Source organism: Pseudactinotalea sp. (assembly GCF_048594945.1).
Classification (GTDB): Bacteria; Actinomycetota; Actinomycetes; order Actinomycetales; family Beutenbergiaceae; genus Pseudactinotalea.
Genome location: NZ_JBMDXJ010000333.1, coordinates 1 through 13,147, shown reverse-complemented (window position 1 = coordinate 13,147; position 13,147 = coordinate 1). Strand labels below are relative to the sequence as shown.

At 70.6% G+C, this 13,147-nt stretch carries 13 protein-coding genes and 1 pseudogene; 10 read left to right on the top strand and 4 right to left on the bottom strand.

What is annotated here, in order from left to right:
- The first annotated feature begins 309 nt into the window (after window positions 1–309).
- Window positions 310–2,379, top strand: a complete 2,070-nt coding sequence (locus tag ACOJSN_RS14945) for a M3 family metallopeptidase (protein WP_420113286.1) — start codon at window positions 310–312, stop codon at window positions 2,377–2,379.
- Entirely contained in the window at window positions 2,372–3,688 is a 1,317-nt protein-coding gene (locus ACOJSN_RS14940; RefSeq protein ID WP_420113285.1) for a M20/M25/M40 family metallo-hydrolase, read from the top strand. Before ACOJSN_RS14945 ends, ACOJSN_RS14940 begins: the two co-directional genes overlap by 8 nt.
- Window positions 3,689–3,719: 31 nt before the next feature.
- Here the strand turns inward: ACOJSN_RS14940 and ACOJSN_RS14935 are convergent, their stop codons facing one another.
- A complete protein-coding gene (locus ACOJSN_RS14935) occupies window positions 3,720–3,932 on the bottom strand; it encodes a DUF5703 family protein (RefSeq protein ID WP_420113284.1) in 213 nt (70 codons plus the stop codon).
- Between the two features lie 55 nt (window positions 3,933–3,987).
- On the opposite strand from ACOJSN_RS14935, the gene ACOJSN_RS14930 reads away from it, so the two are divergent.
- On the top strand, window positions 3,988–4,269 hold the full coding sequence (locus ACOJSN_RS14930) for a DNA primase (protein WP_420113283.1): 282 nt from the start codon (window positions 3,988–3,990) through the stop codon (window positions 4,267–4,269).
- A 3-nt stretch (window positions 4,270–4,272) separates the two neighbouring features.
- On the opposite strand, the gene ACOJSN_RS14925 is transcribed toward ACOJSN_RS14930, so the two are convergent.
- Window positions 4,273–5,202, bottom strand: a complete 930-nt coding sequence (locus tag ACOJSN_RS14925; RefSeq protein ID WP_420113282.1) for an aldo/keto reductase — start codon at window positions 5,200–5,202, stop codon at window positions 4,273–4,275.
- 25 nt (window positions 5,203–5,227) lie between these two features.
- On the opposite strand from ACOJSN_RS14925, the gene ACOJSN_RS14920 reads away from it, so the two are divergent.
- Both ACOJSN_RS14920 and mshC read left to right on the top strand, forming a co-directional pair.
- Complete coding sequence (locus ACOJSN_RS14920) at window positions 5,228–6,073, top strand: undecaprenyl-diphosphate phosphatase (RefSeq protein ID WP_420113281.1); 846 nt, start codon at window positions 5,228–5,230, stop codon at window positions 6,071–6,073.
- Window positions 6,074–6,109: 36 nt separating this feature from the next.
- Window positions 6,110–7,318 (top strand): cysteine--1-D-myo-inosityl 2-amino-2-deoxy-alpha-D-glucopyranoside ligase, encoded by a 1,209-nt coding sequence (gene mshC, locus ACOJSN_RS14915; protein WP_420113280.1) that lies wholly within the window; start codon window positions 6,110–6,112, stop codon window positions 7,316–7,318.
- Between the two features lie 94 nt (window positions 7,319–7,412).
- On the opposite strand, the gene ACOJSN_RS14910 is transcribed toward mshC, so the two are convergent.
- Window positions 7,413–8,000: a Pr6Pr family membrane protein gene (locus tag ACOJSN_RS14910; RefSeq protein WP_420113279.1), complete on the bottom strand. Its 588-nt coding sequence runs from the start codon at window positions 7,998–8,000 to the stop codon at window positions 7,413–7,415.
- A complete protein-coding gene (locus tag ACOJSN_RS14905; protein WP_420113313.1) occupies window positions 7,997–8,872 on the bottom strand; it encodes a PAC2 family protein in 876 nt (291 codons plus the stop codon). The genes ACOJSN_RS14910 and ACOJSN_RS14905 overlap by 4 nt, the downstream gene beginning before the upstream one ends.
- 119 nt (window positions 8,873–8,991) lie before the next feature.
- Between ACOJSN_RS14905 and ACOJSN_RS14900 the strand changes: the two genes are divergently transcribed.
- The 5 genes and pseudogenes from ACOJSN_RS14900 to ACOJSN_RS14880 all read left to right on the top strand — a co-directional run.
- Complete coding sequence (locus tag ACOJSN_RS14900; RefSeq protein ID WP_420113278.1) at window positions 8,992–9,390, top strand: hypothetical protein; 399 nt, start codon at window positions 8,992–8,994, stop codon at window positions 9,388–9,390.
- Between the two features lie 67 nt (window positions 9,391–9,457).
- A complete protein-coding gene (locus ACOJSN_RS14895) occupies window positions 9,458–10,153 on the top strand; it encodes an HAD family hydrolase (RefSeq protein WP_420113277.1) in 696 nt (231 codons plus the stop codon).
- Window positions 10,146–11,243, top strand: coding sequence for a site-2 protease family protein (locus ACOJSN_RS14890; protein WP_420113276.1), 1,098 nt, complete (start codon window positions 10,146–10,148; stop codon window positions 11,241–11,243). Before ACOJSN_RS14895 ends, ACOJSN_RS14890 begins: the two co-directional genes overlap by 8 nt.
- A 166-nt stretch (window positions 11,244–11,409) precedes the next feature.
- The gene (locus tag ACOJSN_RS14885) at window positions 11,410–12,420 is read left to right on the top strand and encodes a tRNA (adenine-N1)-methyltransferase (protein ID WP_420113312.1); all 1,011 of its coding nucleotides are present in this window, start codon (window positions 11,410–11,412) and stop codon (window positions 12,418–12,420) included.
- A gap of 15 nt (window positions 12,421–12,435) precedes the next feature.
- Window positions 12,436–13,147 (top strand): annotated as a pseudogene (locus tag ACOJSN_RS14880) (proteasome ATPase); the annotation flags it as partial.

The window sequence follows — 13,147 nt, the reverse complement described above, 5'->3', positions numbered from 1 at the left end:
TCTGACGGCACCTGCGTCGTCGGCAGGCACCCCCAAGAATGTAGGGGAGATGTGACAGGTTTGTGAACACGATCACAGGATCAATCTGAGAAACCGCCCGGAAAGTAGTCAGCCCCGGCACTTGGGGGAAGCACCGGGGCTGACCGCGCGACGGTCGTTCGGAGGGGGGCCGACGACTCATCGCTGCTGGGCCGAGTGCTCGAGTTCCCGAGGGGGACGGGAAAAAGTCTCGGCCGGCTCTCATGCTACATCGTCCGTGCCCGCCGACGCACGCCCCTGCACACGATTCATCGGACAGAATGGCTGGCGATGAACACCCCGTCAGAGACCCCAGTCCTGCCGCGCCTCGAGGCCGGCCTCCCCGATTTTCCGTCCCTCTCGCTGCCGCAGATGCGGGAGGCCGTGCTGGCCGCGATGGCCGATCAGCAGGCCCTCTGGGAGGAGATCGCCACGGACAGCGAGGCACGCACCCTCGCCTCGACCCTGGAACGGCTCGAACGTGCCCGGGGACCGCTGCGCCACGCGTACTGGCCCCTCTACACGCTGGCCAACTCGGCATCTGACAACGAGATCCGGGCGCTCGAGACCGAGCTCGCCCCCAAGATGACCGAGCACCGCGACACGCTCTACCTCGACAAGCGGATCTACGCGCGCCTGGTCGCGCTGCGCGAGAGCCTGCCCGACGATCTCGACGAGGAGACGGCCTGGCTGCTGCACCGCTACCTGCAGGACTTCGAGCGCGCCGGGATCACCCTCGACGACGATGCCGCCACCCGCCTCAAGGACCTCAACTCCCGGATCAGCGCCACGGAGACCGAGTTCTCCCAGCGTGCGGCCGCGGGAATGGCAGCTGCCGCGGTCGCGGTGACCGACGACAGCCTGCTCGAGGGACTCGGGGAGGAGACGGTCTCGGGGTTGCGTCGCTCCGCCGTCGATCGCGATCTCGACGGCGCACTGGTCACCTTCATCCTCCCCACCGCGCAGCCGTTGGTCACCCAGAGCCCGAATCGGACGCTGCGCGAGCAGGTGCACACGGCCTCGGTGGCACGTGGCTGGGGTGGCGACGAGGCCACCGACACGCGCGAGCTGGTGTTGCGGCTGGCACGGCTGCGTGCGGAGCGGGCACAGCTGCTGGGCTACCCCCATCACGCCGCCTACGTGGCAGCGGGCGGTACTGCGAAGTCCACGGACGCTGTCAGTGCGATGCTCGGCCAGCTTGCGGCACCGGCGGTCCGCAACGCCCGCGAGGAGGCCGGGGAGCTGCAGCAGGCGCTCGCCGCCGACCACCCCGGCGAGATGCTCCGCGCCTGGGACTGGGGCTACTACGCCGACCGGGTCCGGTCCGAGAAGTACCAGGTGGATCAGGCGGCCCTGCGTCCGTACCTTGAGCTCGAGAACGTGCTGCAGCGCGGTGTGTTCCTCGCAGCCGAGCGGCTGTACGGGCTCACCTTCACCGAACGGCCCGACCTGCCGGGCTACGTCGACGGTGTGCGTGTGTTCGCGGTGACCCGCCCCGACGGCAGCGACGGCGGCCTGTTCGTGGCCGATTACTACGCGCGCGAAGGCAAGCGTGGCGGCGCCTGGATGCACTCGCTGTCCGAGCAGTCGCACCTCACGGGTGAGTTGCCGGTCGTGGTCAACAACCTCAACATCACCCAGCCGGCCGCGGGCGAGCCGACGCTGCTCACCTGGGACGAGGTCAACACCGCCTTCCACGAGTTCGGACACGCGCTGCACGGGCTGCTCTCGAACGTGACGTACCCGTCGCTCTCAGGTACCGCCGTGCCGCGCGACTTCGTGGAGTACCCCTCGCAGGTCAACGAGATGTGGGCCACCCACCCGGAGATCCTTGCGAGCTATGCCCGCCACCACCGCACCGGCGAGCCGCTGCCGACCGAGCTGCTCGACGCCCTGCTCGCGTCGCAGTCCGACGGCGAAGGGTTCCGGACCACCGAGTTCCTCGCCGCGGCGTTGCTCGACCAGGCGTGGCACACCCTCACTCCCGACGGCGTCCCGACCGAAGTGGAGGACGTCCTCGCCTTCGAGGAACGCGCCTTGGCAGGCGCGGGGGTCGACCTCGCCGAGGTGCCGCCGCGCTATCGCACGGCGTACTTCAACCACGCCTTCGGCGGTGGCTACGACGCGGGCTACTACTCCTATATCTGGAGCGAGGTCCTCGACGCCGACACGGTCGAGTGGTTCGGCGAGGTCGCCCAGAACGGCGACGGCGGACTCAACCGGGAGGCCGGCGAGCGGTTCCGGGCCGCGCTGCTCTCTCGCGGTCACTCACGCGACCCGCTCGAGTCCTACAGGGACCTGCGCGGGCGTGACGCCGACATCGAACCCCTGCTCCGCCGTCGAAAGCTGACCCATGACTGAGCACCTCACGCCCGAGGCGGATGCGGTACGCATCTGCCGTGAGCTGATCCGGATCGACTCCTCCAACTACGGCGACGACTCGGGACCCGGCGAGCGGGCCGCCGCCGAGAAGGTGATGGAGCTGCTGACCGAGGTCGGCTACGACCCCACGTACCTGGAGTCGCGACCGACGCGAGGCAGCGTGCTGCTGCGGATCCCCGGCCTCGACCGGAGCCGGCCGGCGCTGGTGGTCCACGGACACACCGACGTCGTGCCCGCGCAGGCGAGCGACTGGAAGATGGACCCGTTCGGCGGCGACGAGATGGACGGCATGATCTGGGGCCGCGGTGCCGTGGACATGAAGGACATGGACGCGATGATCCTGGCCGCGGTGCGCGACATGAAGCGCAGCGGCTGGCAGCCGGCCCGCGACCTCGTGGTCGCGTTCTTCGCCGACGAGGAAGCCGGCGGCAAGATGGGCGCCGGCTGGGTCGTGGACAACCACCCCGAGTGGTTCGAAGGTGCCACCGAGGCGATCAGTGAGGTCGGTGGCTTCAGCATCGAGCTCGACGGGCGCCGTACCTATCTCCTGCAGACCGCCGAGAAGGGAATCGCGTGGCTGCGGCTGGTCGCCGACGGCACCGCCGGCCACGGGTCCCAGGTCAACACCGACAACGCCGTGACCCGGCTTGCCCAGGCGGTGGCCCGGATCGGCGAGCACCGGTTCGAGACCTCGCTCGGCACCACCGTGACGGCGTTCCTCACCGGGGTGGCCGACCTCACCGGGAAGCGGTTCGACCCGCAGGACCCGAGCACGGTCACCGATCTGGTCGCGGCGCTCGGGCCGATGGGCAAGTTCGTCGGGTCCACCACGGCGAACTACGCCAACCCCACCCAGCTCGATGCCGGGTACAAGGCGAACGTGGTCCCCGGACAGGCGAGCGCCGCCGTGGACGTGCGCTTCTTGCCCGGGCAGGAAGAGCAGGTGATGGCGACGATCCGTGAGCTCGCTGGTGAGGGCGTGCGGGTCGAGGACATCCACCGTGACATCGCGCTCGAGGTGCCGTTCGAGGGCGATCTCGTGGACGCCATGGTGGCCTCGCTCGACGCCGAGGACCCTGGCGCGGCCGTGCTGCCGTACATGCTCTCGGGCGGCACCGACAACAAGTCGCTCGCGCGGCTCGGCATCACCGGATATGGCTTCGCTCCGCTCCGGCTGCCGCCCGAGCTCGACTTCGCCGGGATGTTCCACGGCGTCGACGAACGGGTGCCGGTGGAGTCGGTGGAGTTCGGCGTCCGGGTGCTGCGGAGGTTCCTGCAGACCTGCTGAGGGCGCTGCCGCTTCCGTGATCGGGTGCGGCTCAGAGAGTCGAGCTGACGCGGATGATCTTGCGCCGCAACCACACCTTGCGGTGTCCCCCCACGTACAGGCACAGGCGCGCGAGCTCCCACTTGCCGTACTCGGCTTCCTCGGTCAGGAGCCGCCTGACGTCTCCACGGGAGGTGGTGCGGGGGAGTGTGAGGACCTTGACCTCGTACGACGCCGCTGAGCGCGTGTGGTGGTGACGCGACATGGCGATCACTGTATAGGGCTGTCCCAGGAGATCGGGGGACGCTAAGTTGACGACCATGGCCACCGATCCGAGTGCGGCGCTCGATGAGCTCATCGCCGCGTTCCGCGCCCACCTTGACGCGGCCAGTGCCGAGCAGGACCCGGACGCCGACGCGGTTCTCGACGCCGCGGCCGTTCTCGCCGACGCCTTCGACGCCTACGACGAGGCGCTGTACGAGGAGACCGGCGTCGACACGCCGTTCTACCTCGACGACGACGAGGACGAAGACGACGAGGACGACTCGGACGACGACGACGGCGAGTCGGATGACGACGACGACCCGGACGACCGGGACTGACACTCAGCCGGGCTGCGTGATCTCGTTGAGCGCGTCGCGGATCTCGTCGGGCAGATCGAGGTCATCGGCGGCGAGGGCGCCACGCAGCTGAGCGGGCGTCCTGGCGCCGACAACCACGCTGCTGACGCCCGGCGCGTCGCGCGCCCAGGCCAGCGCGACCTCGACAGGCGCCCGACCGAGACCGTCGGCTGCGGTCGCGACGGCCTCGACGACGCTGCGGGCCTCCGCAGTGAGGTACGGCTCGACGAACCCGCGCAGGTGCGGTGAGGCCGCGCGCGAGTCGGCGGGCACCGAGTGTCGGTATTTCGCCGAGAGCACGCCACGCCCCAGCGGCGACCAGCCGATCACGCCGATCCCGAGTGCCTCGGTGGCCGGCACCAGCTCGGCCTCTGCCGAGCGATTGAGCAGGGACAGCTCGGTCTGCGCACAAGCCAGCCCCGCTCCGCCGTCGAGCATCGTGGCGACCTGGGCGATCTGCCAAGCCGCGTGGTTCGCGAGACCGACGTAGCGGACCTTGCCCGACTCCACCGCGTGGGCGAGCGTGGCGGCGGTCTCAGTCACCGGCGTGCCGGGGTCGGGCGCCTGGACCAGCCACAGGTCGAGGTGGTCGGTGCCCAGGCGACGCAGCGTCTCCTCCAGCGAGCTGAGCAGCGCGCGCCGGGAAGCGTCGACGCGGCCGTCGGCCACCCCGGAGCGGGCGGCGAGCACCACGTCGTCGCGATGCACCTCGTCACGCAGCAGCGCGGCGATGATGTCGAGCGCGCCGCCGTCGGAGTACGTGGCGGCGGTGTCCACCAGCGACCCGCCGGCGTCGAGGAACACCCTGAGCTGTTCGGCGGCCTCGTGCTCGTCCGTGTCCCGGCCCCAGGTCATCGTGCCCAGACCGACCTCCGACACGCGCAACCCGGTACGCCCCAACCGCCTCAGCTCCATGCCGAGCAGGTTAGCCTTGGCGGCCGTGTCCTTCCTCGATGCGGTGATCCTCGGTCTGATCCAGGGACTGACCGAGTTCCTGCCGATCTCCTCCAGCGCGCACCTGCGCATCGTGGGCGAGCTGTTGGGCGCCGATCCCGGTGCCTCCTTCAGCGCGATCACGCAGATCGGCACCGAGGCGGCGGTGGTGATCTACTTCCGCCGTGAGATCGCCCGCATCATCAGCCACTGGGCGAAGTCGTTGCCGGTCGGACCATGGAAGCGGCAGCTGCCCTCCGACGACCCGGACGCGAGGATGGGCTGGCTCGTCATCCTCGGGTCGATCCCGATCGTGCTGCTCGGGCTGCTGTTCCAGGACGCGATCGAGCACGCTCTGCGGAACCTGTGGATCACCGCGGCACTGCTCGCGGCTTTTGCGCTGCTGCTGGGCTGGGCCGACAAGGTCGGGGCCAAGAAGAAGACGCTCAAGGAGCTGACCTGGCGGGACGGCATCCTGTTCGGCCTCGCGCAGGCGATGGCGCTGATCCCCGGAGTGTCGCGCTCCGGAGGAACGATCACCATGGGGATGCTGCTCGGCTACACCCGCGAGGCTGCGGCCCGTTACTCTTTCCTGCTCGCGATCCCGGCAGTGCTGGGGTCCGGGTTCTACCAGCTCTTCAAGAGCGGATTCAGCGGCGGCGACGCGGGTCTGGTCGCCACCCTGGTGGCGACGTTGGTCGCGTTCGTGGTCGGTTACCTCGTGATCATCGCCTTCCTCAAGATCATCTCCACCTACTCCTACTGGGGCTTCGTCTGGTACCGGATCGGGCTCGCCGCGGTGGTTGTGGTGCTGCTGCTGACCGGAACGCTGCAGGCGATGCCGCCGTCGTAGGCGAACGCTGTCGGCGGGTCCGGTTACGCTCGGAAGGTGCAGAGTTGGAACGCCCCCGAGGTGCCCGAGATCGAGGGGCCGGGTCTCGCTCCCCGCGTCCATGACACCGCCGCAGGCGGCGTGCGCGAGCTAGCCGGTTCAGGAGGCCGCGCCGGACTGTACGTCTGCGGCATCACGCCGTACGACTCCACCCACCTGGGCCACGCCGCCACCTACGTGGCGTTCGACACGCTGATCCGCGCCTGGCGCGACGCGGGGCTCGAGGTCACCTACGTGCAGAACGTCACCGACGTGGACGACCCGCTGCTGGATCGGGCGAACGAGACCGGCGTCGACTGGCAGGACCTCGCCCAGGCGGAGATCGGCAAGTTCCGCGGCGACATGGAAGCGCTGCGCGTGATCCCACCGAACCACTACGTGAGCGTGGTGGACTCAGTCGATCTCGTGGTCTCGGCCGTGTCCGAGATGCTGCGCACCGGGTCGGCCTACGTGGTGGGCGACGACGTCTACGCGGACCTGTCCGCCGACAGCCTGATCGGCAGCATCGGACACCTCGATGACGCCGAGATGGATCGCCTGTTCGCTGAGCGCGGCGGCGACCCCGAGACGCCCGGAAAGCGGCACCCGCGCGACCCGCTGCTGTGGCGCGGCCGCCGCGAGGGCGAGCCTTCCTGGCCGGGCGGAGACCTGGGGGAGGGTCGCCCCGGGTGGCACATCGAGTGCGCCGCGATCGCGAAGGCCAACCTCGACATCCCCTTCACGGTGCAGGGCGGCGGATACGACCTCGTCTACCCGCACCACGAGATGTCCACCTCGCACCTGCGTGAGGTCACCGGCCGCCAGCACCCCGCCGAGTCGTTCGTGCACACCGGTCTGGTCGGTTACGCCGGTCACAAGATGAGCAAGTCGCGCGGCAACCTCGTGTTCGTGAGTCAGCTGCTCGACGACGGCGTCCCCGCCGATGTCATCCGGCTCACCTTGCTCGCTCAGCACTACCGCACCGACTGGGAGTACACGACCTCGCAGCTCTACGCCGCTGCCCGCCGCTGGCAGCGCTGGCAGGACGCCGCGCACCTCGCCGGTGACGCGGACGAATCCGCGACGATCGCTGAGATCCGCGCTGCGATCGCCGACGACCTCAGCACGCCGGCCGCCGTCGCCGTCGTCGATGCCTGGGCTGCGCGGCCGGGCCGCGGGAAGGCTGTGATCGGGGCCGTCTCGGCGCTGCTGGGCGTGTCGATCTAGGGAGCTGCTGATCGATGGGGCCCGTGAGCGAGCGGTGTCCAGGTGCGTGCATGGGCATCGCGCAGCAGGGCAGCATTGATCAGTGGTTCCCTCATCAGCGGGCTGTCGGCGCGCGGAGCCAGCGCCCGCGTAGGCGGCTGCCGGCCCAGACGAGGGCTGCGGCCGCGATGAGCGCACCGAGAAGACCGGCGACGTGGACGGCGAGCGAGCCGGGGCCGCGCTCGGGCAGCAGGAACCCGTAGGGCACCCACCCGTCGGTGACGCCGCGCACCAGCACCACGATCAGCCACAGCAGCGGGTACGGAAGCGCGAGCCACAGTCGCCGCCACGGCAGCGACGGACGATCCCCGACGAGCAGCCAGTCCAGCGTGACCACGAGTGGGAACAGCAGGTGCAGGATCATGCTGACCCAGGCGGGCGCCGACCCGGTGCCGGGCACGAGCGTGTTGTAGACGACCGCCACCACCAGCAGGCACGCCGTGATCACCGCTCGCGCGAGCACCAGTGCGGCGGGCATGCGCCGGCCGGCGAGCACCATGCCGCCCTGGGCGATCAGCACCAGCGCGGCGATGAGGGAGGTCTGATTGGTGAAGTACCCGAGGTAGTCGAGCACGCTCTCCCGACCGGTCGCCAGCGTGCGACCGAGCACCGCCATGACGCCGAGACCGGCGGCGATTCTCAACGCCCCGATGACGCCGGCCGCCCCGCCGTCGGGTGTCTCGGCGGGCGACGTGCGTGCGCTCTGCCCGACTCGCCGCCGCGGCGGCGCAGGTAGCGCTCGAACTCGCGGGCGATCGCCTCGCCGGACGCCTCGGGGAGGTCGGCGGTGTCCTTGGCGTCCTCGAGCTGACGCACGTACTCGGCGATCTCCGGGTCCTCGGCGGCGAGCTCGTCGACACCGCGCTGCCATGCCTCGGCATCCTCGGCCAGGTCCCCGGTGGGCACCGGCTCACCGAGCACCTCCTCGAGCGCGGACAGCAGCGCGAGCGTGGCCTTGGGGGAGGGCGGCTGCGCCACGTAGTGAGGGACGGCGGCCCACACCGAGAGCGTGTGCATGCCACGCTCTGCCGCAAGATGGCCGAGCACGCCGACGATGCCCGTGGGCCCCTCATAATCGCTGCCCTCGACGCCGAGCAGCGCCTGCACCTGCGGGTCGTCCGACGAGGTCTGCACCGGGATGGGGCGGGTGTGCGGGGCGTCGGCGAGCAACGCACCGACCGTGACGAGCGTGCCGACTCGAAGCTCCTCGGCGGCGTCCAGCAACTCGTTGCAGTAACTGCGCCACCGCATCGACGGCTCGGTGCCCTGCGCCAGCACCACGCTGCGCCCCAAGGTAGGGCTCAGCGCGATCGACACCGTGGTGTCCGGCCAGTCGAGCGTGCGATTGCCCTCGCTGTCCCGGCCCTGCACCGGGCGGTTCACCTGAAAGTCGTGGTACGGCTCCGGATCGAGCGCGCGCACCTCCCGTGCGCGCCACGCCTCCGCGAGCACGGCGATGGCCGACGACGCGGCGGAGCCGGCATCGTTCCAGCCCTCGAACGCGGCGATCATCATCGCGGGCGGGAGTTCGGGACGCTCTGCAGCGTGACGAGGTGTGGTCACCGCTCCAGCCTAGAACGTGGTGCGCCCTCACCGTTCCTGAGGGCTGCGACCCGCCGGATAGCATCAGCTCGATGCCTGACTGGATCGCGAAGGAGGAGCGACGGTCGCGCCGGCGCGACATGGTGATGACCGTGCTCTCGGCGATCTTCGTGGTGGCGGGGCTCGTGGTGATCGGGTTCGGGGAGATCGCCATCGGAGGTCTGGCGGCGCTGTTCTTCGGTGGTTGCACCCTGATCGGCTTCATGCAGCTCGCCGGGCCTCACACCCAGGCCGGACAACGGTTGCTGCTGGCGGGCAGCCTCCTGATGGGTGCCGGATCGCTCGCGCTCCTGCTGCTGGTGCTCGACGGGATGGACACCGGGCACCGAGCGCGGGGCACGATGATCGTCGCGTCTGCCATCGGCACGGTGCTGTTCGGCCTCGGTGGCCCGTTCGCCTACGTCTTGAACCGGCGGCGGCGCCGCCGGTGAGGCCGGGCGGATAACCTCATGGGGTGTGCCGCCCGGGTGCACAGTGCCGCTGGAGGTCGCGTTGTCCGTGCCTGATCCGAGTAGTCGCACGCTCGCTGCCGTGCTGTGGGACATGGACGGGACGCTCGTCGATTCCGAGCCGTACTGGCTGGCAGCGGAGAAGGAGCTGGTGACCGGCGCCGGGGCCACCTGGAACCCGGCGATCCTCCCGCTGATGATCGGGCAGTCTCTGACGCACAGCGCCGAGCTGCTGCGCGACTGGTTCGGGCTCACGCTGTCGGTGCCGGAGATCGTCGACACGCTCATCAACGCGGTGCTGGACCGGATGGACAGCCACGGTGTGCCGTGGCGTCCCGGAGCACGCGAGCTGCTGCTCGCGCTGTACGAGGCGGGCGTCCCGTGCGCCCTGGTGACGATGTCCTGGAAGCGGATGGTCGACGTGGTGCTCGATCACCTCCCCGAGGGGATCTTCGCGACCGTTGTGACCGGTGACGCGGTCACGCGCGGCAAGCCGCACCCAGAGCCGTACCTCACGGCAGCGCGAAACCTCGGTGCGGACATCGCTCGGTGCATCGCGATCGAGGACTCCACGCCGGGAGTCGCCTCCGCCGAGGCCGCCGGGGCGCGGCTGCTCGCGGTCGAGGCTCACGTGCCGCTGCCGCCCGCGCCGGGCCGCAGCCGGATGACCACGCTCGCCGGGGTGGGGGTCGCCGACCTCGAGGCGATCGCGGCCGGGGCCGTCGTGGACCTCATCGGTGCGTAAGCCCGGGCTGCGGGTCGGGTCGATCCGCGGCGTTCCGATCTTTCTCACGCCCGGCTGGGCGCTGATCACTGCCGTGCTGCTGGTGATGTTCACGCCGACCGTTGCCCGCGTGCTGGGCCTCGAGCTGCTGCCGGCGGCCCTGGTGGCGGCCGGCATCCCGCTTCTGCTCGCACTCAGCGTGCTCGCGCACGAGCTCGCGCACGGACTGACGGCGCAGCGGCTCGGCATCCCCGTGCGCGAGTATGTGCTCTCGCTCTGGGGCGGTCACACCTCGTTCCATGACGAGATCGGGCGCCCGGGTGCCTCGGCGCTCGTGGCTGCGGTGGGTCCGGCCACCAACGGGGTGCTGGCTGCGGCGTTCGCCGCGGGAAGCTCCGCGGTGGATTCTCCCGCTGCCGCGTTGGTGCTGTCGGCGGTCGCGTTCACGAACGTCTTCGTGGCGGTCTTCAACGCGATCCCGGCGCTGCCGATGGACGGCGGGCGGCTCCTCGAAGCGCTCGTGTGGCGGCTCCGCGGCGACCGGGATCTCGGCACTCTCGTCGCCGCACGGGTGGGGCAGGGGGTGGCGGTGGCGGTCGGCCTGGCTGCGTTGTACCTCGGCGCGCTCCGGGGGACCCAGAACTGGTTCACGCTGATCTGGGGTCTGCTGATCGCCTCGATGCTCTGGCAAGGGGCAGCAGGGGCGGCGCGGGTAGCGACGGCTCGCCGCGCCACACGCGACGTCGATCTGATGGCATGGGCGGTGCCCGTGGCCGTTCTCGACCAGAACGCACCGCTCACCGCACTGCGGGGGGTCGACGGCGGCACAGCCGTGCTCCTCTCGGGTCCCGATGGTCGTCCGGTCGCCTGGGTGCAGCCCACCGCCGTGCAGGCGGTGCCAGCCGACGCGATCGCCACGACGCCGCTGTCAGCCGTGGCCAGCGGCCTGCCCGCCGAGGCGTTGCTGACCACGCACACGGGGTCGGCAGCAGTGGGGCAGCTCGCCCGCGCCGCGCGTGCAGGTGCTCGATTCGTGGTGCTCGTGGGCCTCGACGGCCGTGCTCTCGGCGCAGTCGACGTGGTCGACGCCAGCCGCCGCCTGCCCCGCTGACGGGGAACGAATCGTGCGGTCGACGCTGCCGCCCCCAGTGGCAACCGGTTGCACCGCCATCGAGCGCACGATTCGTTCCAGTGGGAGGCGTCGGGGGCGGAGACGCCGGCCCGCTGCGTGAGCCGTAAGGTGACACACCGTGACTACTGCCCCCATCGGTGCCCAGATGCGCCGCGGTCCGTTCCGTGACGGCGAGCGCGTGCAGCTCACCGACCCCAAGGGGCGGCTCACCACGATGACGCTGCGCGAGGGAACCACGTTCCACACGCACAAGGGGTCGTTCGGCCACGACGAGCTGATCGGCGCGCCGGAGGGCACGGTGGTCAGCACGACCGGCGGGGTCGAGTACCTCGCGCTGCGGCCGCTGCTGGCGGACTACGTGCTGTCGATGCCACGCGGTGCCGCGGTCATCTACCCCAAGGACGCCGCCCAGATCGTCACGCAGGCCGACATCTACACCGGGGCGCGCGTGGTCGAGGCCGGCGTGGGCTCGGGGGCGCTGACGCTGTCGCTGCTGCGGGCCGTGGGCGAGGCCGGTTCGGTGCTGAGCATCGAGCGGCGCGAGGACTTCGCCGAGATCGCACGCGGCAACGTGGAGACGTTCTTCGGCGGCACCCACCCCGCGTGGGAGCTCCGGACCGGCGACCTGCAGGACGTCCTCCCCGAGGCCGTCGAGGCCGGCTCGGTCGACCGCGTGACGCTCGACATGCTGGCACCGTGGGAGTGCTTCGAGGCCGTGGAGCACGCGCTCGCTCCCGGCGGGGTGCTGCTCGCCTACGTGGCCACCACCACGCAGCTGTCGAGGTTCGCCGAGGACGCCAAGGCGCGCGGTTGCTGGACCGAGCCGGTCGCGTGGGAGTCGATGGTGCGCGGCTGGCACCTCGAGGGGCTCTCGGTGCGGCCGGACCACCGCATGGTGGCCCACACCGGCTTCCTGGTGACCACCCGCAAGATGGCGCCGGGTGTGAGTGCGCCGATCCGACGCCGTCGGCCAGCACCTGGCGCCTACAGCGAGCCGGTCAACGACTTCGAGACCGCGGACCTCGCCGCCGACGTGGGTGAGCGCGAGCCCTCGGCCAAGAAGCTGCGACGGGTGCTGCGCGGCCACGAGGCCGACCGGCAGCGCCGCGATGAGTCCTCAACGGGCGAGACGTCCGCGCCCGAACCCCAGGACTGACCTATCGTTGAGGGCATGACTGAGCAGGTCCCCGGCAGGATCGGCGGCAGCGGCCGCGACGCTGAGAAGCGGCTGGTCGACCTCGCGGCGAAGAACGAGCGTCTCGTCGCGTCGCTGACAGCAGCACGCACCCAGCTGGTCGAGCTGCGCGCCCAGCTCGAGGAGATGACCAAACCGCCGGGCTCCTACGCGGTGTTCGTGAGGGCGCACCAGGACCGCTCGATCGACGTGATGTCCTCGGGCCGCAAGTTGCGTGTGGGCGTCGCGCCGAGCGTCGAGGTCGACGACCTCCGACCCGGCCAGGAGGTCCAGCTCAACGAGGCGATGACCGTGGTGGAGGCCGGCGCGTACGAGCCGGTCGGCGAGCTCGTCACCGTCAAGGAGGTGCTCGACGACGAACGCGTGCTCGCGGTCGGGAGGGCCGACGAAGAGCGGGTGCTGCGGCTGTCCGGACCGCTGGCGCAGACCGGTGTACGCGTCGGAGACGCACTCACGGTGGACACGCGCACCGGGTTCACGTTCGAGCGGATCCCGCGCTCCGACGTCGAGGACCTCATGCTCGAGGAGGTCCCGGACGTCGACTACACCGACATCGGCGGGCTCGCCGCGCAGATCGAGCAGATCAAGGACGCCGTCGAGCTGCCGTTCCTGCACCCCGACCTGTTCCGCGAGCACGGCCTCAAGCCGCCCAAGGGGCTGCTGCTGTACGGCCCGCCCGGCTGCGGGA